This window comes from Actinophytocola sp., assembly GCF_035942955.1.
In the GTDB taxonomy this organism is placed as follows: domain Bacteria; phylum Actinomycetota; class Actinomycetes; order Mycobacteriales; family Pseudonocardiaceae; genus DASYTH01.
Window position 1 is genome coordinate 1 of sequence record NZ_DASZCQ010000137.1, and the last position, 19250, is coordinate 19250.

14 protein-coding genes and 1 tRNA gene are annotated in these 19250 nt (G+C 70.2%); 9 read left to right on the forward strand and 6 right to left on the reverse strand.

What is annotated here, in order from left to right; translation table 11 throughout:
- Both VGX25_RS13865 and VGX25_RS13870 read right to left on the reverse strand, forming a co-directional pair.
- Window positions 1-272: hypothetical protein (locus VGX25_RS13865; protein WP_326918171.1), on the reverse strand; the 272-nt coding region annotated here is incomplete at its 3' end.
- Between the two features lie 574 nt (window positions 273-846).
- Complete coding sequence (locus tag VGX25_RS13870) at window positions 847-2238, reverse strand: UDP-glucose/GDP-mannose dehydrogenase family protein (RefSeq protein ID WP_326918172.1); 1392 nt, start codon at window positions 2236-2238, stop codon at window positions 847-849.
- 194 nt (window positions 2239-2432) lie between these two features.
- Between VGX25_RS13870 and VGX25_RS13875 the strand changes: the two genes are divergently transcribed.
- A complete protein-coding gene (locus VGX25_RS13875; protein ID WP_326918173.1) occupies window positions 2433-3560 on the forward strand; it encodes a glycosyltransferase family 1 protein in 1128 nt (375 codons plus the stop codon).
- A gap of 3 nt (window positions 3561-3563) precedes the next feature.
- Window positions 3564-4667 carry a glycosyltransferase gene (locus VGX25_RS13880; protein WP_326918174.1) on the forward strand — a complete coding sequence of 368 codons (1104 nt, stop codon included), beginning with the start codon at window positions 3564-3566 and terminating at the stop codon, window positions 4665-4667.
- Here the strand turns inward: VGX25_RS13880 and VGX25_RS13885 are convergent.
- On the reverse strand, window positions 4644-5558 hold the full coding sequence (locus VGX25_RS13885; RefSeq protein ID WP_326918175.1) for an SGNH/GDSL hydrolase family protein: 915 nt from the start codon (window positions 5556-5558) through the stop codon (window positions 4644-4646). The genes VGX25_RS13880 and VGX25_RS13885 overlap by 24 nt on opposite strands.
- 531 nt (window positions 5559-6089) lie before the next feature.
- Here VGX25_RS13885 and VGX25_RS35670 point away from each other — a divergent pair.
- On the forward strand, window positions 6090-6596 hold the full coding sequence (locus tag VGX25_RS35670) for a flavoprotein (protein ID WP_414635799.1): 507 nt from the start codon (window positions 6090-6092) through the stop codon (window positions 6594-6596).
- Window positions 6597-7894: 1298 nt separating this feature from the next.
- Here the strand turns inward: VGX25_RS35670 and VGX25_RS13890 are convergent.
- Window positions 7895-8056 carry a hypothetical protein gene (locus VGX25_RS13890; RefSeq protein ID WP_326918176.1) on the reverse strand — a complete coding sequence of 54 codons (162 nt, stop codon included), beginning with the start codon at window positions 8054-8056 and terminating at the stop codon, window positions 7895-7897.
- A gap of 539 nt (window positions 8057-8595) precedes the next feature.
- Between VGX25_RS13890 and VGX25_RS13895 the strand changes: the two genes are divergently transcribed.
- Complete coding sequence (locus tag VGX25_RS13895; protein ID WP_326918177.1) at window positions 8596-8928, forward strand: hypothetical protein; 333 nt, start codon at window positions 8596-8598, stop codon at window positions 8926-8928.
- A gap of 86 nt (window positions 8929-9014) precedes the next feature.
- Here the strand turns inward: VGX25_RS13895 and VGX25_RS13900 are convergent.
- Together VGX25_RS13900 and VGX25_RS13905 are read right to left on the reverse strand one after the other, a co-directional pair.
- A tRNA-Arg gene (locus VGX25_RS13900) sits at window positions 9015-9087 on the reverse strand.
- Between the two features lie 105 nt (window positions 9088-9192).
- Entirely contained in the window at window positions 9193-10281 is a 1089-nt protein-coding gene (locus tag VGX25_RS13905; protein WP_326918178.1) for a LacI family DNA-binding transcriptional regulator, read from the reverse strand.
- A 72-nt stretch (window positions 10282-10353) separates the two neighbouring features.
- On the opposite strand from VGX25_RS13905, the gene VGX25_RS13910 reads away from it, so the two are divergent.
- From VGX25_RS13910 to VGX25_RS13930, 5 genes are all read left to right on the forward strand, one after another.
- Entirely contained in the window at window positions 10354-11571 is a 1218-nt protein-coding gene (locus VGX25_RS13910) for an MFS transporter (RefSeq protein WP_326918179.1), read from the forward strand.
- Window positions 11572-11619: 48 nt separating this feature from the next.
- Window positions 11620-13617: a cytochrome c oxidase assembly protein gene (locus tag VGX25_RS13915; RefSeq protein ID WP_326918180.1), complete on the forward strand. Its 1998-nt coding sequence runs from the start codon at window positions 11620-11622 to the stop codon at window positions 13615-13617.
- A gap of 176 nt (window positions 13618-13793) precedes the next feature.
- The gene (gene ssb, locus VGX25_RS13920) at window positions 13794-14204 is read left to right on the forward strand and encodes a single-stranded DNA-binding protein (protein WP_326918181.1); all 411 of its coding nucleotides are present in this window, start codon (window positions 13794-13796) and stop codon (window positions 14202-14204) included.
- Window positions 14205-14317: 113 nt separating this feature from the next.
- The gene (gene ettA, locus VGX25_RS13925; protein ID WP_326918182.1) at window positions 14318-15994 is read left to right on the forward strand and encodes an energy-dependent translational throttle protein EttA; all 1677 of its coding nucleotides are present in this window, start codon (window positions 14318-14320) and stop codon (window positions 15992-15994) included.
- Window positions 15995-16008: 14 nt separating this feature from the next.
- Window positions 16009-19248, forward strand: coding sequence for a diguanylate cyclase domain-containing protein (locus VGX25_RS13930; RefSeq protein WP_326918183.1), 3240 nt, complete (start codon window positions 16009-16011; stop codon window positions 19246-19248).
- Window positions 19249-19250: the final 2 nt, after the last annotated feature.

Genomic DNA, 19250 nt, shown 5'->3' on the forward strand with positions numbered 1-19250 from the left:
GGGGGGGGGGCGCGGGACGCGGTGGCCGAGTCGTTGCGGGCCGCGCGGGTCGACCTGCTGGCGCGTACCGACCCGGCCATCTTGACCGATCCGGACCGGCTGCGCGACGCGGTGCGGGCCGCCGGCGGTCCGGCGCTCGCCGGGGCGGCGTTGAGCGACGGCGGGCGCGCGGCGTACCGGCGGCTGCTGGACCAGACCTGCCGCCCCATCGCCGTGCGGGCCGGGGAGATCGACGGGGTGATGCCCGCCATGCACCCCGGCACCGCGAGCACGGTGGACAAGGTGCTCGACCGCGTCGAGCGCGTCGCCGAGCAGCCCGAGCTGGGGGAGCGCCACGAGCGGGACTCCTTCGAGCACCGGTACGCCTTCCGCGTGGCCGCGGAGCACGCGACGTTCGAGCTTATTCCAGGTCGGGGTGGGCCGCGCGCCGGTCCGCCACGCGTTCACCGACTTCTACTCGGTGCCCTCGATCGCCCGCCGGCAGCGCACCGATTCCGAGGCCGAGCTCACCGGTGCGGGGATCGACGGGGCGCACGCCGTCGCCGCGGTCCGCCGGGTGCTGCTGCTCGGCGGCGCCGGTCGCCGCCCTTGTCCGCTTGCGGCCCCTGGGTCACCTGCGCATCGAGCTGTCCGGCATCACGCCCACCGAAACCCGCGACCTGCGACGCACTGCCCGACGCCGACCGCGTGCTCCACCTCGCCGAGGACGCCCCGCCACCCGCACCCGGTGACGCCGGCACCACCCGGCTACCTGCAGATTCTTCTTCACCACGCCTGGCGGACCTCGGAGCGGCAGCCACTTGTCCGCCTCGACGAAGGCCATTCATCGGTGACCCGAACCGGTTGTCAGCAGCACGGGGTGACGGTCCCCAAGCCATGGTGTGGCCCGGTCGAAACCGCGGAATGTTCCGAGACTCCCGTCCCGGGCGGGACTGGACGGGTGCCCAATCCGTGGTAGTGCAACCCGGCGCGGGTGATGGTGTCCGGATCGAGGAGGTTTCTGGTGTCCACCATGATCGGCCGGTGCAGCGCGTCGGCCAGGGACGTCCAGTCCAGCCCGCGGAATTGGGGCCAATCGGTGAGCACAACCACGGCCTCCGCTCCCTTCGCCGCGATCATGGGATCGTCCACAGTGGTGAGATCGGCGAGAGCGGGGTGCGTGGCGTCGCTGCGGATCGCGGGATCGTGGGCGACCAGCACGGCGCCGGCCTGGCGCAATTGCGTGGCGACGGCCAGTGCGGGCGAGTCGCGCAGATCGTCCGTGCCGGCCTTGAAGGTCAGGCCGAACAGGCAGAGCCGGACATCCCGCAGCGATCCCTGGCGGCATCCGGTCAGCGCGAGCCGGATCTTGTTGGTGATGCGGCGGAATTGCCGGGTGTTGGTGTCGATCGCGGCGCGCAGCAGGCGGAACTCGAAGTCCACACCGTCGGCGATCTGCAGCAGGGCGTGGCTGTCCTTGGGCAGGCAGGAGCCGCCCCAACCGGGGCCGGGGGACAGGAAGGCCTGCCCGATCCGCCGGTCGTACCCCATGCCCTCGGTGACGTCCCGGACGTCGGCGCCCAGCCGCTCGCACAGCTCGGCGATCGCGTTCACATAGGACAGTTTGGTGGCCAGGAAACAGTTGGCGGCGTACTTGATCAGCTCCGCGCTGGCCGCGTCGGTGAGCACGGTCGGCGCGCCGAGCCGGGTGTAGAGGGCGCCGACCCGCTCGGCGGCGTCCTGCTGATCGCTACCGACCACGATCCGATCGGGATTGAGGACGTCGTGGACCGCGCTTCCCTCGCGGAGGAACTCCGGGTTGCTCACCACCGCCACGTCCGCTCGCCCGAGCAGGTCGCGGCTGCGCGCCGCGGTGCCGACCGGCACCGTCGACTTGATCGCCACGATGCAGTTGGCCGGGAGCACCTCACGAAGGCCCAGCAGCACCGACTCGAGCACGGTGAGGTCGGCTACCCCACCGGTCCCCATCGGGGTGGGCAGGCAAAGGTAGACGACATCGGCCGAGTGGACCGCAACGCCTGCGTCCACGACGAACCGCAACCGGCCGGCGGCCAGCCCCTCGGCAATCAGACCGGAAAGCCCTGGCTCGTTGATCGAGACCTCGGCCCGGTTCAGCCGCGCCACCTTGTCCTCGTTGATGTCGGCACAGGTCACCAGGTGGCCGAGAGAGGCGAGGCAGGCGGCGGTCGAGGCGCCGACATAGCCGGCTCCGATCACCGCGACGCGGCGAGTGAACATGGCAACACCTCCTCGGCTCCACGTCGGTGGGCCGCGCAAAGGTGGGGCGGAGTGTCTCGGACGGCCGGCTCGAGGTGATGGAATCACCGCCGGTATTCTCTGGCCAAGAGCCGTGCGGGATCTTCATCCTCAATTCACCCGGGCGGTTTTCGCATGGCACGTTTCCCATACCGGCGATCCGCACGATGGGCAGCGTGCGGATCGCGGTGGTGACCGAGTCGTTCCTGCCGACCGTCAACGGTGTGACCAACTCGGTGTGCCAGATCCTGCGACACTTCTCGGATCGGGCGCACCGGGCGATGGTGATCGCGCCGGGGCCGGCACCGCGGGAGTATGCCGGGCACAGCGTGGTCCCGGTCGGCGGCATCGCGTTGCCCGGCTACCGCTCATTCGTCCTCGGTCTGCCGATTGCTCGCCTGGACGGGTTGTTGCACGACTTCCAGCCCGACGTGGTGCACCTGGCCTCGCCGTTCGCGCTCGGCGCCGCCGGTGCGGCCGCCGCGCGCCGCCTGGGGCTGCCCATCGTCGCGGTGTTCCAGACCGATGTCGCGGGATTCGCCCGGCAGTACGGTTTTCGCGGCACCGACCGGGCGATCTGGGCTTGGATACGCCGGGTACACCGGCAGGCCGATCTCACGCTGGTCCCGTCGACCGCGACGTTGCGGCAACTCCGCGAGCGGGGGATACCACGGCTGGCCATGTGGCGGCGCGGGGTGGACGCCGAACGGTTCCATCCGCGGCACCGGGATCCGCGCCTGCGCGCGCGGCTGGCCGGCCGCGGCGAGGTGCTGGTCGGCTACGTCGGCCGGCTCTCCGGTGACAAGCGGGTGCACCTGCTCGCCGAGATCGCCGATCTGCCGGGCGTCCGGCTCGTGATCGCTGGCGACGGACCGGCCGCGCGACGCCTGCGGGCCCACCTGCCGCACGCAAGGTTTCTCGGGCTCCTGCATGGCACTGAGCTGTCCCAGCTCTACGCCAGCCTGGACGTGTTCGTACATAGCGGCGCGGACGAGACCTTCTGCCAGGCCGTGCAGGAGGCCATGGCGTCCGGAGTGCCGGTCGTGGCACCGGCATCCGGCGGCCCACTCGATCTCGTCGAGCACGAGCGCACCGGGCTGTTGTATCCACCCGAGTCGGTGACCGCACTCCGCGGCGCCGTGCGCCAGCTGGTGAACGATCCGGGGCTACGCGAGACCTTCGGCAACCGAGCTCGGGATGCGGTTCGGTGGCGCACCTGGTCGGCGATCGGCGACCAGGTCATCGAGTACTACGCGGACCTGATACGCGGCAACCGACCCGCTGGCCGCCGCGCGACGGCATGACCGATGAAAATCGTCCAGCTGGCCAACTTCTACAGTGTGACCTCCGGTGGGCTGCGCACAGTCGTGGACACGCTCGGCCGCGGGTATGTCGCGCATGGACACCAGCGAGTGTTGGTCGTGCCTGGCCGCGCGCCGGGACGCACGCGGACCGAGACCGGGCTGGTGGTGACCGTGCCGGGTATGCCGGTTAGCGGAGGATACCGGGTGATACCGCGGTGTTCGGCCGTGCTGCGCGTGCTCGACGAGGTGGCCGCGGACTCGGTGGAAGTGTCGGACAAGCTGACCCTGGTCGCTGCCGCTGGTTGGGCCCGGGCCCGGGGGGCGAGCGCGGTGCTGTTCTCCCACGAGCGCCTGGACCGGTGGCTGTCGGCGCGGCTGCCCCGGTTGTGGCGCCGTGCCGGCGCGGTGCTGGATGCCGCGGTGCGGTCCTGGAATCGGCGCATCGCCGACCTGTTCGACACGGTCGTGGTCACCTCGGCGTACGCGGAGGCGGAGTTCGCCCGGCTCGCCGTGCGCAAGCTGCGGCGGATACCGCTCGGCGTCGACCTGACCACGTTCCGGCCTCGCTGGCCGCGGCCGGACCGGCGGGTCGCCCGGCTCGTGTACGCCGGACGGCTCTCGCCGGAAAAGAACGTGTCCGCTGTGATCGACGCGGTGCCCCGGCTGCTCGGCGCCGGGATTCCGGTGCACCTCGACATGTACGGCGACGGCAGCGCCCGCCGGGCACTGGTTCGCCAGGCCGCCGGGCTGCCCGTCGCCTTCCACGGTCACCTGGCCGACCGCGCCACCCTGGCTCGGGCCCTGGCCGACGCGGACCTGGCGTTCGCCCCGAGCGCCGCGGAGACGTTCGGACTGTCCATTTTGGAGGCCATGGCGTGCGGGACACCCGTGGTCGTGGCCGCGTCCGGAGGGGCGCCCGAACTCATCGCCCCGGGCGCCGGGATCGCGGTGCCCGCGAACGCGGACGGCCTGGCCCGCGGCGCGGCCACGGTGTTGTCCTGGCCGGTGGCCACTCGCCGTCGAGCGGCCCGCCGCCGTGCCGAGCAGTTTCCCTGGTCGGCGACGATCGCGAAGATGCTCGACCTACACGGTGCGCTGCGCGGCTGAACCGGCGATCGGGCGCCGCGCGCGCCGCCCGATGTCGCGGAGCACCGCCACCATGGCATAGGGAAGCAGATCCCGGCCGCGCCGGCACAACCACGGAATTCCCTTGCAGACCAACCATATCCAATGCGCGAGTGGGCTCAGCTCCCGGCCACCGGTGCACTCGAGCGAGACCCGACCGGGAACCTCGGCACCGATCTCGGCCAGTCGCGTCGCGAATGCCTGCGCGAGCATACGATGACCCATCGGGGACGGGTGCAACCGATCGACCGACCACGCGGCGGTCTCGTAGATACCGGGCATCCGCGCGAGATCCAGCAGCGCGATCCTGTGCCGACGGGCCGCAGCGTCAAGCACGTCATTGAGCGCGGCGATCCGGGCGGCCAACGCCCGGCGCAGCGGCCCGGGCAGCCGGAACACCTGATGGTGATCGTGATATCGCACGGTGATGACCAGGACGCCAGCGGCGACCAGTGCGGACAGCACCTCGTCAAGCTCCGCCCCCAACCGGACCGGGTCGAAATCCGAACGCATCGTGTCGTTCATGCCCACCAGCAACACACCCACATCCGGACCCGCCCGCAACACCCGAGCCAGCCGCTCGCGAGCCCCGCCAACGCGCAGTCCGCTGGCCGACACGTTGACCAGTTCCACCGCACCCAGCGCCTCGGCCAGCAACGGCGCGAACCCGCGCCAGCCGCCGCCATGCGCCGGATCACCGATCCCCACCCCGACCGAGTCGCCAAGGACCGCCAGCACACGCACCCTCCTGGCGGAGGCCACAAGCTCAGTTGCGCTCACCAGCTCATGATCGAACCGCGGCCACACCTCCCGGTGAGCCGCCGGTAAGCAACCGGAAACCACCACAAGAATCCTTGGCACCTGAACGTCCACTCGCGCGAGCTCGTGGCCATCGACAACGCCGGGCGAGCACTACCACGGCGGGCGCCCAACAGCACCAGCCGCCAGTCGCTCGGGTCGACCGGCGGCGCCACACCCCGGGAACCAGCAGAGGTCGAAGGCGACCGACAAAATGTGTTCACTCGAACCACGGCCAAGATCGTGACAAAGCCATAGAGCGCGTCGGCCCGAAGGGTCGACAAACTGTTGAACGCTCGCAGGACCGGTGCCTTGGATTGGTAATAAAAGCCGCGACCGCCTGGATACTCCGGACAGGTACCGTCACCCGCGCCGGCACATGCAGGTAGTCAATTCAGGCTTGTTCCCAGTGTTCTGGGTGAAACTTCGACCCCTCCGATGTCTTCGTCGGATGGCTCGGGGTCAAGCTGTGAATGACGCAGGTCAACCAGTCGTCTACATAGTCGCCTGTGGGGCACCACCTACTCGTGAAGTCGCCAAGCTAGTCGATATCGCCCAGAACGATGGCTGGGATGTCTGCGTTATCACAAGCCCCGCCGGACGCCGATTCATCGACGCCGATGCGATCTCTGCAAAGACCGGGCACACAGTGCGCTCGGATTACAAAGAGCCCGGAACCCCGACGTGCTCCCGCCAGCAGACGCCATGATTGTCGCCCCGGCGACCTGCAACACGATGGCTAAGTGGGCGGCCGGCATCTCCGACACCTTGCCTTTAGGACTCCTGGTCGAGGCCGTCGGCAAACGACTGCCAATCGTGTGCATGCCCTTCTCCAATCGCGCCCAGCTCAGCTTCCCCGCGATCCAGGCCGCTATGCGGCACCTTGCCGATTGGGGGTTGGCATACTCGGAGCAGAGATTTACACACCTCACAAGCCTGGCACTGGCGGCAAGTATGTCGACCTCTTCCCCTGGCGCGCGGCGTGGAACGCACTCCTACAACACCCCTGGCTCGATGAGAGATGATCGGCGACCCTTAGGCCATTTGGAGGAGCGCAGCCTGAAGCTCAGGGTGCATCCAGGTGGTATCTCTATACGCGATCGTGCACAATGACGCGTCGTGTACGCGGTAGGCTCGGGCGTCGATGAGGCCCTACGCAGAGGCGGTGCGGCGTGCCGATAGATGAAGATCCACACTACGAAGACTTCAACGATCCTTACTCGGTATTCTTTGTTGATTTTGACGACGGCCTACAGCTAGCTTTCTACCCACATCCGCGGCCCGTGCCTCCTCCGCGACTCACGCAGGTACAGCTGAGATTCGGGGCGACAGGGGAAGAGCTTGCCCGATACAACGTGCATGGGGGTGATGCTGGTAGATTTGCCCTCATTTCCGGCGAAGAGTACCGCAAGCAGTTTGGTGCTCACTGGGAGCTTGCGTATAACTACCTCCAACCCCGACCGTTCGATACGCCTAAACGGCAGCGTGCTTGGGGTTATATACAGGGCTCACTGGTGTATGCCAAAAGACTTCAGGAGCCGCCGCGGACCGGATTATTTGGAACATGATGTAGCTGACTGACCGATTAGGATCCGACTTGAGTGTTGGTGCGCATGGAAAGCCAGTCCGTTGGACTGAATAAAACCAGGAAGGCAAGTTCGCGGCGATCGCCGCGTGGCCGGGAAGTGATCGTTGCTGCGGTAATCATGGCTGTGGCGACAATAGTGGGTGCTCTTATAATTAGCTCCTCCAATAAGTCGAAATCAACGTCCGATGCGCCGGTGCCGCCCTCGATGTCAGCAGCGGCTCCCAGTGCATCCGCTTCGACGACTTCCTCGCGGATATCGGAACGGCGCTCGCACTACTCGGCTTCGTACAGAGATACTACAGTTGAGGGTGATGTGTTCTGGCCCGTAAACGAGCCGCCGCGAATAGAGGGCGAAGTGAAGCTACGCGGTAGCATGGCGCGGTCCGAATGTCGAATTCGACTGACCTTCGAGGCGCGGAAGTCCGATGCCGTTAGCCTCGATGGCGATGAGCGCCGATGCAATAATACGAACATCTGGCCGAGGTTCGAATGGTCAATAGCTGCGAGGCATGCCGCCGGGACTGACCGGATTGATATCCTGACGTACGTGGACGACGACGTCGTGATACGTATCACTTGTCGACGTTCAGGGAATGCGATCATTGACACATCGTTCGCGGCCGCTCATCGCCAATGAGGCCTTTCGGAAGGATACTTTCGACTATTTGGCAAGCGCTTTGGCATGCGGGAGCCGAGGATTTCGGCGGCTTTGCGGTCGGCGGCGGCTACCCAGGCGGCGTAAACGCGGAGGGTGGTTGCGCCTCCTCCGCCGTGGCCTAGGCGGCCGGCGCCGGTGCGGAGGTCTACGCCGGCGGTCAGTAGCTCAGTGGCGGAGAAGTGGCGTGGGGCCGTGGATGTGGGTGTTGATGCCGAGGTTGGTGGCCATGCGTTTGTAGCGGCGGGAGATGGCGTCGGGGGAGTAGGGCTGGGTGGCGTCGCGGGTGGTGGGTTTGCCGGTGGTGGGGTCGACGGCGCGGCCGTTCATGAAGACGAACATGTCGTTGGTGAGGGTGATGCCGACCTGGGGCTAGTTCGGTGCGGCACCACTGTTGTGGGTGCGGTGGAGGGCGACGGTTTCGGTGTCGAGGGCGAGGCGACGCATTTGTGGGTTTGGTGTCCTTTCCTCCCCTTGCCGTAGCTGCGCGAATTTCGATGATCTCGGTGTCGAGGTCGATATGGTGCCAGCGGAGGCCGGCGACCTCGGCGCGGCGCATGCCGGTGGTCATGACGAGCCAGACCAGGGGGGCCCAGTCGTTGCCGAGTCCGAATGCCTTGTCGACGAGGCGGGCGGCGTCGGCCGGGACGGGGGATCGGGCTCGGGTGGTTTCTGCTTGGGGCGCTTGGCGGGGTGGTGTCGATCCAGCCCCAGCGGACCGCGGCGTTCAGGGGTGCTGCTGATGATGGAGTGGATCTGGCGGACCGTGGACGCGGCCTTGGGGTCGCACTGGTGGGGCCAGTCTGCTTGTGCTCCAGGGACGGCTTGCCGTCGCAGCGGAGTAGCTCCGCGTAGAGGGTCTCAAGTTCGTGGGCGCCGAGCTTCTTGATGGGGGTGTCGCCGAGGATGGGCTTGATGACGCGCCTGATGTAGCCGGCGTAGCTGTTGCGGGTGCTGTCCTCCAGCTCAGCCTTGCGGAACCACTCGTCGATCGCGTGGCCGAGGCTCACCGAGGAGGATGCCCGCTGCTGCCTGAGCACCTTGGCGCGCAGCTCGGTCAGCTTGTTCTCGGCCTTGCGCCAGGCGGCCTCATCGGTGCCGCTGACCGTCTCGCGCTCGTACACGCGGCGGCCGGTCACGGGGTCGATGCCGGCATAGACCACGACGCGCAGCGCCTGGGCATGCTGCCCTTGCGGCGGTAGGACTCGAATCTGTGGCGCCTGCACCGAACAGTCCGTGGGGGTGTTGTAGCGCTGCGCGGGTCGTGGTCCCGCGTTTTGCCTGGTAGTGCCCCCGGCAGGACTCGAACCTGCGACCCAAGGATTAGAAGTCCTTTGCTCTTTCCGCTGAGCTACGAGGGCGTGGACGGCGTCGGATGCCGGAGCGGCAGGTTAGCCATCCCGAGTGTCTGATCGCTCCGGGCGGGCCGCTCGTTTCTGAATCGGCTCGGACGAGTGATGTCGGGGTTACATCGGTGCGGCCGGGGGAGCGGTGGACGCGCGGGCCACCAGGGTGACGCCGAGGGTGATCGGGGGGCCCGGTCTTTCGCCGTTGAGCATGCGCAAGGCCAGGTCACCGGCGGTGCGGCCCTTGAGCAAGAGATCTTGGCGGACGGTGGTGAGCGGTGGGCTGGACCAGCTTGCGGCCGGGGTGTCGTCGAAGCCTACGACCGACACGTCGGCGGGCACGGCGAGCCCGAGGTCGTGGGCCGCGCGGACGGCGCCGATGGCCAGCTCGTCGGACATGCACAGCAGCGCCGTGGGGCGGGGGTGGCGTTCCAGCAGCCACCGGGCGCCGATGGTGCCGATCTCCCGGCCGCTGCCCGGCGCCTCCCAGAGGGGTACCTCGTCGGTGGGAATCCCGTGCTCGGCGAGGCCCTTCCAGTAGCCGGCGATCCGGTCCCGGGTCACCCGGAAGCGTGCGGTTTTGATCCGATCGAGGCCGGCCGGACCGTGGTGGCCGTCGGCGCTGAGCTCGAAGGCGAGGACGCCGATCCGCCGGTGGCCGAGCGACACGACGTGGCGGGCGGCCAGCGCGGCGCCGGTCTCATCGGCCACCTCCACCCTGGCCGACCCGGGCACCACCGGCTCGTCCACGACCACGAGCGGAAGCTTCCGCGCCCGGACCGCCTCGAGCGACGGAGCGTCGTCGACCAGCGAGTAGGCCACCACGACGTCGGTCTGCGCGCGCATCACGCTCTGCGCCCGGGGCCCGGCGCCGTCCACGCCGGGCAGCAGGAGCAGCGCCCGGTCTCCGCTGTCCACTGTGGACGCCAAGGCGTCGAGCATGATCGACAGTGCCGGGTCGGAGAACGCGGAGGACAGGCCGTCGCAGAGCATCACGGCCACGGAGCCGGATCGCCGGGTGGCCAGGCTGCGCGCGGTCGGATCCGGGCCGGGGTAACCCAGCCGCCGCGCCGTGGCGATGATCCGCTCGCGCAGCTCGGCGGACAGCTGGTCGGGCCGGTTGTACGCGTTGGACACCGTTGCCCTGGACACCCCCAGCTCGAGGGCGATCGTGTCCAGGGTCGGCCGCCGACCCCGGTCTTGACTCACGGTGACAAGCCTAAGGTCCGGCGCCGCCGAAAACGCGTGGCGGTTACTGAAGCGCTTCAGTAGCCTGGACCCATGCGATCCGGCAAAACCGCAGTTCTCGTGGTGTTCACGCTGCAGGGCGCCGTCTTCGGGTCCTGGGTGCCTCGGGTGCCCGCCCTCGCCGAGCACGTGCACGCCGAGGCCGGCGCGCTCGGGCTGGCCCTGCTGGGCGGAAGCGTGGGGCTGATCATGGCGGCGCCGGTGACCGGTCAGCTGTGCGCGCGGTTCGGCGCCCGGCTGCTGGTCCTCATCTCCGCGCTCGCCTCGGCCGCCGTCCTGCCGATGCTCGCCCTTGCGCCGACCACGCCGCTGCTCGGCCTCACCTTGGTGGCGCTCGGGGCGTCGGTGGGTATGCTCGACGTGGCCATGAACATCGCCGCGGTGACGGTCGTGCGGCAGACCGGTCGGCCACTGATGCCGGTGTTCCACGCGGGCTTCAGCTTCGGCGGGCTGTTCGGCGCCGCCGGCGCCGCGCTGGCCGGCTGGGTCGCGTGGAGCACGACCGGGCACTTCAGCGTGGTCGCGGTGCTGGCCGTGATCGTCATCCTGGCCGTCGTCCGGCACGTGCCCAATGAACCGGTGCTGACCCCGAAGCGAGCCCGCCAACCCGCGACGGACCGCGGCCTGTTGCGCCGTCCGGTGCTGTGGCTGCTGTCCGTGGTGGTGCTCTGCTCGGCGGTCGCCGAGGGCGCGAGTGCCGACTGGTCGGCGCTGTTCGCGGTGCGTGAGCGCGGGTTCGGCGAGGCGTCGGCCGCCATCGTCTACGCCGCGTTCTCCGTCGCCATGGCGTTCACCCGACTGCTCGGCGAGCGGGCCGAACGCCGGTGGGGACCGGAGCGGCTCCTGGTCGGTGGGGCCGTCGCGGCCGGCGGCGGGCTGCTGATCGCGGTCTCGATCCCGGCGGCATGGGCCAGCTTCGCCGGCTTCGCGCTCGCCGGCGCCGGGCTCGCCTACGCCTTCCCGCTGGGCCTCGGCCTTGCCGGCGCGGTCGGCCGGCGCGCCGACGGCTCCGGCGGGGAGCGCGAGATCGGCTTCGTGACCACGATCGCCTACGGCGGGTTCCTGCTCGGCCCGCCGATGATCGGCGGCATCGCCCAGCTGACCAACCTGGCCGTGGCGCTCGGCGTGGCCGGCGTGATCGCCGCGATGATCGCCCCGGCGGCGCTGCTGGCGACGTCCGCGCGGCGGCGTGAGGAACGGCGGGCGGCGGAATCCGCCGAGGAGAAGATCGCGCCCGTCGGCAGCTACTAGGGAGGGTGCTCGATCCACATGCAAGCACGGTCCGCATAGGCTCGAGGGGTGTCCGTCGACAGCCCACCAGAGAAGGCGGCTGACTCCCCCCGGGCGGCCCGCGTCAGTGTGGTACCCCTGCTCGTCGTCGGCGGCCTGCTGGCCGCGGTCCTGGCCAGCGCGCTGCTCGCGCTGACCGGCCAGCAGCTCGATCCGGGCCTGGTCAACGCGTACGGACCGACCGTGGTCCGGGTGGCCGCCCAGATCGGCGCCGTGCTGACGGTCGGCTCGCTGCTGTTCGCGGCTTTCCTTGTGCCGCCACAGAAATCCGGCACCCTCGACGTCGCCGGATACTCGGCCCTGCGCATGGCGAGCTGGTCGGCCGCGCTGTGGTTCGTCAGCGCTCTGGTCTCGGTCCCGTTCACCGCGGCGACGGCGATCGGCAAACCGGTGTCGGACGTGCTTGGCGCCCGGACCCTGCTCGACCTCGTCAGCCTGCTACCGGAGACCAAGGCGTGGCTGGTGACCGCGGCCATCGCGGTCGTCATCGCGGCCGGTGCCCGGATCGTGCTGTCCTGGGGATGGACGGCCACGCTGTTCCTGATCTCCCTCGGCGGGGTCATTCCGGTCGCGGTGACCGGCCACTCGGCGGGTAGCCGGGAGCACGACCTGGCCAGCAACAGCCTGCTGCTGCACCTGCTCGCGGTCTCGCTGTGGGTCGGCGGGTTGGCCGCGTTGCTGGTGCACGGTCGCCGCGCGCGCGGGCACGTCGGGCTGGCCGCGGCGCGCTTCTCCAAGGTCGCATTGGTCTGCTGGATCGTGATGGCGCTGTCCGGAGTGATCAACGCCCTGATCCGCGTTCCACTCGGCGACCTGTTCACGACCTCATACGGCCTGCTGGTGGTCGCCAAGATCAGCGCGCTGGCCACCCTCGGCGCCATCGGGTTCCTGCAGCGCGAGCGGGGCGTGCGGGAGGCGACGACCGCCGGGACCGGCAACGTCCTGTTCCGCCTCGCCGCGGTCGAAGTGCTGATCATGTTCGGGACGATCGGGATCGCGGCCGCCCTGGCACGGACGCCCCCTCCGCCGGTGCTCACCGAGCCGGACCCGGTGGAGCTGCGGATCGGCTACCCGCTGGCCGGTCCGCCGACGCTCGACCGGCTGCTCTTCGACTGGCGGCTCGACCTGATCTTCGCCGGCGTGGCCGGAACGCTGGCGGTGCTGTACGTGCTGGGCGTGCGGCGGCTGCGGGCAAGGGGTGACGCCTGGCCGATCGGCCGGACCGCGGCGTGGCTGGGCGGCTGCCTGACCGTGCTGGTGGCGACCAGTTCCGGGTTCGGCCGCTACGCGCCGGCGATGTTCAGCATCCACATGGAAACCCACATGATGCTGTCCATGCTGGCGCCGGTGCTGCTGGTGCTCGGCGGTCCGGTCACGCTCGCGCTGCGGGCGCTTCCGCCGGCCGGCAAGGACGCGCCGCCCGGGCCTCGGGAGTGGCTGCTGGCCGCGGTGCATTCGCCGGTGACCCGGGTGTTGACGCATCCGGTCGTGGCGCTCGGGCTGTTCGTCGGGTCGTTCTACGTGCTGTACATGTCCGGGCTGTTCGACGCCGCGCTCGAGGAGCACTGGGCGCACATGGCGATGAACGTGCACTTCCTGGTGGTGGGCTACCTGTTCTACTGGCCGGTGATCGGCGTGGACCCGTCGCCGCGGCGGCTGCCGCACCTGGCCAGGCTGGGCATGGTGTTCGCCTCGCTGCCGTTCCACGCGTTCTTCGGCGTGATCCTGATGAGCATGCAGACCGTGATCGGGGAGCGGTTCTACGCGGGGCTCGGGCTGCCCTGGACCGTCGACCTGCTGGCCGAGCAACGGCTCGGCGGCGGCATCGCCTGGGCCACCGGGGAGCTGCCGCTGCTGGTCGTGCTGATCGCGTTGCTGCTGCAGTGGTCCAAGGCCGATGAGCGGGAGGCCCGCCGCCGCGACCGGCGGGCCGACGCCGACGGAGACGCCGAGCTCGAGGCCTACAACGCCATGCTGCGCAAGCTCGCCGAGCGCGACCGCCGGTAGCACCGCCCACCGACATTTCCGCGCCCTGAAGATCAGCTAGCCGCCGGTTGTGCACAGCCAACCCCGCTGTCCACAGCGCAGCCCTTCGCGGCCCCCGACGTCCGCTCCCCGCGGCATCGTTGGACCCGCGGGCACCGCCCGCCCAACCGAGATGACGCGAGGAAGGACTGATCGCGATGTTCGAGACCTGGATAACCGTCGTCGGCCGGGTGATCACCGACGTCACCCAGCGCACGACGTCGAGCGGAGACAAGGTGTGCAACTTCCGGATGGTGGCCAGGGAGCGCCGGTTCCACAAGGAGTCCCAGGAGTGGGTCGACGGGGACAAGCTGTTCATCCAGGTCAAGTGCTGGCGCAGGCTCGCCGAGGGAGTGTCCGCGTCGCTGTTCAAAGGTGATCCGGTGGTGGTGTTCGGCCGGGTCTACCTCAACGAGTACGAGATCAACGGCGAGACGAGGTCGGCGGTCGAGCTGGAGGCGCGGGCGATCGGGCCCGATCTGTCCATGTGCACGGCCATGATCCAAAGGTCGAACCGAGATATTGCGGCAAGTGACACCCCGATGACAGTCGGTGCCACAGCCGCCTGACGTGGGTCGAACGGAAGCATGCCGGCACCCATCCACGCTAGGAGGTGATCGATACCGGTCCGTGTCGCGGTCCGCGCTCGGGACCGCACCGGCAGCGCTCTACGATCGCGGCCATGGCGGAGTTCATCTACACCATGAAGAAAGTGCGCAAGGCGCACGGGGACAAGGTCATCCTCGACGACGTGACCATCATGTTCTACCCCGGGGCCAAGATCGGGGTAGTCGGTCCCAACGGCGCCGGAAAGTCCAGCGTGCTGCGCATCATGGCGGGGTTGGACCAGCCGAACAATGGCGAGGCGTTCCTGTCTCCCGGGTACTCCGTCGGCATCCTCCAGCAGGAGCCGCCGCTCACCGAGGACAAGACGGTGCTCGGCAACGTCGAAGAGGGCGTCGGCGAGATCAAGAAGAAGTTGGACCGCTACAACGAGATCGCCGAGCAGCTGGCCACGGACTACTCCGACAAGCTGATGGAGGAGATGGGCAAGCTCCAGGAGGACCTGGACCACGCCGACGCCTGGGATCTGGACTCGCAGCTCGAGCAGGCAATGGACGCATTGCGCTGCCCGCCGCCGGACGCGGACGTCAGCGTGCTCTCCGGGGGCGAGCGCCGCCGGGTGGCGCTGTGCAAGCTGCTGCTGTCCAAGCCCGACCTGCTGCTGCTGGACGAGCCGACCAACCACCTCGACGCGGAGAGCGTGCAGTGGCTGGAGCAGCACCTGGCGCAGTACCAGGGCGCCGTGCTCGCCGTGACCCACGACCGGTACTTCCTGGACAACCTGGCGCAGTGGATCCTCGAGCTCGACCGCGGCCGGGCCTACCCCTACGAGGGGAACTACTCCACCTACCTGGAGAAGAAGGCCGAGCGCCTCGCCGTGCAGGGCAAGAAGGACCAGAAGCTGCAGAAACGACTGAAGGAGGAACTGGCCTGGGTTCGTTCCAACGCCAAGGCGCGGCAGACCAAGTCGCGAGCCAGGCTCGAGCGCTACGAGGAGATGGCCGCCGAGGCGGAGCGGACCAAGAAGCTGGACTTCGAGGAGATCCAGATCCCGCCCGGCCCGCGCCTGGGCAGCGTCGTGGTCGAGGTGAACCACCTGCGCAAGGGCTTCGGTGACCGACTGCTGATCGACGACCTGTCGTTCGACCTGCCCCGCAACGGCATCATCGGCGTGATCGGTCCGAACGGGGTCGGCAAGACCACGTTGTTCAAGACCATCGTCGGGCTGGAGAAGCCGGACTCCGGCGAGGTCAAGATCGGCGAGACGGTCCGGCTGTCCTACGTCGACCAGGAGCGGGCCGGTATCGACCCGAACAAGACCGTGTGGCAGGTGGTCTCCGACGGGCTGGACCACATCCACGTGGGTCAGATCGAGATGCCGTCGAGGGCCTACGTCAGCGCGTTCGGCTTCAAGGGTCCCGATCAGCAGAAGCCGGCCGGCGTGCTGTCCGGCGGCGAGCGCAACCGGCTCAACCTGGCCATGACGCTCAAGCAGGGCGGCAACCTGATCCTGCTCGACGAGCCGACCAACGACCTGGATGTGGAAACGCTTGGCTCGCTGGAGAATGCACTCGAGAAGTTCCCCGGGTGCGCGGTGGTGATCTCGCACGACCGGTGGTTCCTCGACCGAGTGGCGACCCACATTCTGGCGTGGGAAGGAGACGAGGAGAATCCCGCGAAGTGGTTCTGGTTCGAGGGCAACTTCGAGGGATACGAGCGGAACAAGGTCGAACGACTGGGTGAGGAGGCGGCCCGTCCGCATCGGGTCACCTACCGCAAGCTGACCAGGGACTAGCGGAGCAGCCAGTGGTGGCGGCGTGGAATGACGTCCACCCGACCGGCGGGATGCCCGAGTGCGCGGCACTCGTGGAGCTCGCCGAGCGGCTGCAATGGAGCGCGCCCGAGCTGGTCCTGCACTACGCCCGTCGGGCCGTCACGATCGGCGCGAGGTCGGGTGGTCCGCTGGTGGTCCGCGCCCAGGCATTGCTCGCGGCCGCGCTCGTGCGGCTGGGCCGGCACGCCGAGGCGGTCGAGCCGGCGCTGGCCGCGCTGCGCGGGGCCGACCAGTCCGGGGTGCCCGAGTCCGCCTCGGCGGTCCGGCTGGACCTGGCCGCCTGCTCGCGCGGGCTGGGCGAGCCGATGCTGGGCTGCGCGATCCTGCGTCCGGTGCTCGAGGCCGTCGGGTCCCGGCCGGCCACCAGGGCCGGCGCCATCGCGCAGCTCGTCGGGTGCACCGCCCACGTCGGGCGGCGCGACGACCTCGAGGACCTGCTGGCCGAGGCGGATCGGCTGTTCTCGGCCGACGACGCGCTCGGCCCCGACGCTCGGCGGCTCGAGCGGGCGTTGCTGGCCGTGCGCACGGCGGCCTACCACCGGCGGTTCGGCGAGACCGAGGACGCGGCCGAGTGCGCCCGCGAGGGGCTGGGCCTGCTCGCCCGGCTGCGCGATCCGCGGCTCGAGGGTGGCCGCGCCTTGGCCAGGCTGACCTGGGAGCTGGTCTGCGCGCTGCTGGACGACGGTGAGCTGGCCGACGCCGAGCAGGAGGCCGCCACGGTGCTCGACCAGCCGGTGCGCGCCGCGGCCGCGCCCACGGTCGGCCGGATGATGCTCGCGATGGCCACCCGCGTGCTGGTGCCGGGCGGGCGGATCGGGCCCGGTCGCGGCCTGCTCGACCACGCCACGCGGATTGCCGAGCGGCACGCGCTGGACTGGCTGCTCGCCGACGCGCTGACCGCCACCGCCGACCTCGAAGAGCGGGCCGCCAAGCCGGTCGACGCCCTGCGCGCGCTGCGCGCCGCGCACGCCGCGGAGTGCCGGCACCGGCGCAGCGCGGACTCGGCCAGACGCCAGCTCGTGATCGAGTTCGGCGTGGGCGAGCAATCCCGCGATTCGGTCAACTCGTTGCTGCGCAACGTGATACGGGCACCGGTGACGGTGGCGCCACCGGTCAAGCCGGCACCGCCCGCTCCGCGCGCGGCGTTGCCGGCCCGCACCCCGATCCCGGTGGCACCCGAGCGGGAGGGGCAGGGCGCGGCGAGCCCGCCGGAGACCGACGAGGCGACCGGCCTGTTGACCCGCGAGGGCCTGTCCCGCCGGCTGCGGGAGACGCGCAGCGACGACGACCGCCCGGTCGCGCTCACCCTGGTCCGGGTGGATCCGGCCGGCGGGGCCGATGCGGACCAGGTGGGTGCCGGCGAGCAGGCGCCGCCCGACGCCGAACCGGACGGACCGGCCCAGCAGGCGCTGACCACGCTCGCCGGCCGGGTGCGCGACATCGCGCCGGAGGACGCCGAGCTGGCGCGGTCGGACGGCAGCGAGCTCGCGGTGCTGCTGCCACACACGACCCGGGACCAGGCCGAGGAGTTCGCCGCCACCATCCGGGAGTCGGCGATCGAATGGGCCACCGAGGCAAGCGGCCGCGAGGTCAGCATCAGCACCGGAGTCGCCCAGTCCGACCCCGACCCGGCAACAGACCAGGACGCCGACTCCCTCCTCACCGCGGCCCGCGAAACCCTGACCACCGCCGACCGTGACCGGGAAACGCCGGACGTGGACGACGGTGATCCCAGGCACCCGGTTGCCGGCGACCATGATCACTGGACGCCCGATGCCGATGCCGGCGCCATCAGCACGCCGCGTGCCGGTGACCGTGATCGCGAAACGCGGGATGCCGGTGCGCATGTCGGGGAAGCGTTCGACGCCGGTGGCGGGGATCGCGGGACGTTGGGTGCCGCTGGTCCTGATTGGGGCAGGTCGGGTGCCGGTGGCGGGGATCGCGGGACGTTGGGTGCCGGTGATCCTGATTGGGGCAGGTCGGGTACCGGTGACCGTGATTCCTTGGTGTCCGCCTCCGCGGAGGCCGTGCCCGCGGAGTCCTTGCCGGCAGAGCCCGCTGCGGATGCTGTCGCCGATGCTGACGGATCGTCTCTCGCCGGGCTCGATCGGCCCGCGGAGACCGGCTCGGATATCGGCAGCCAGGCGATCCGTGAGCTTCTGGCGCCGCTGCACGATCATCCCTCGCTGGCGAACCCGTTGCGGTTCACGATTCCGCGGGTGCCCGAGCCGGAGGAGGTTCCGACGCCACCGGGCGAGCCGAGTGAGCCCGACGAGACTCCGCCCACGCCGTCCGGACCCGGGCCGACGCCGGAAGTTCCCCCGCCCAGCCGGATCCCGTCCGAGCCGGACCCGGAGCCGACGCCCGAGCCGCAGCCCAAGCCGGAGTCGACCTGGCGCCCTCAGCCCGAGCCCGAACCGTCGTCGAGCTGGCGCCTCGTGCCGGAGTCCCGGGGGCCGGAACCGGAGCCGGAGTCGAGCTGGCGCCGCCAGCCGGAGCTCCGGGAGCCCGAGCTGGGGCACTGGCCCGAGCCGGAGCCGGAGGAGCGAGAGCCGATCGCGGAGATCGGGTCCGAGTCGCCGTCGACGCGCTGGCCGGAGCCTGAGGAGCCGGAGTCGCCACGGCGTGAGCGGGCGGTCGCGGAGCCGGAGCCGCTGTCGGCCCTTGCCCGGTGGGCGGAGTCGGCCGAGCGGGAGCGGGCCGCGGCCGCGGCGGCGGAGTTGCGGTGGCCGGAGCCCGCGGACCCTGAGCCGGTGCCGGAGCCGAGCGGGGCGGAGCAGCCGCCGGAGCCGGTGGACGAGCCCAGGCCGGCGACCCGGACCGAGCCACCCGCCCGGCAGCCGGAGCGGGAGCCGGGGTTGCCGCCGCTGGGGGCGGAGCATCCGCTGGACGTCATCCTTGGACCCGTGCAGGGGCCGCAGCCGCGACCGCCCGACGACCTGCCGGCGCCCGAGCCGCGGGAGCCCGGGGTGGCCCGGCGGCGTGAGCGGGCGGACACCACGAGCATCGCGGATCTGCTGGCGGAGGCGCTGGCCGCGTACCAGTCGACGGCAGCGGAGGAGGAGCCGACGCAGCCGAGGGTGGAGCCGGTGCGGGAGCACCGGCCGCCAGGGCAGCGCACGCGGCCGGGGCGGCATCGGATGCCGGACTGGGCCCCGGACGACGACAGGCGGGACCGGACCGACTTCATGACGTTCGACCGTGACGGGCGTTAACC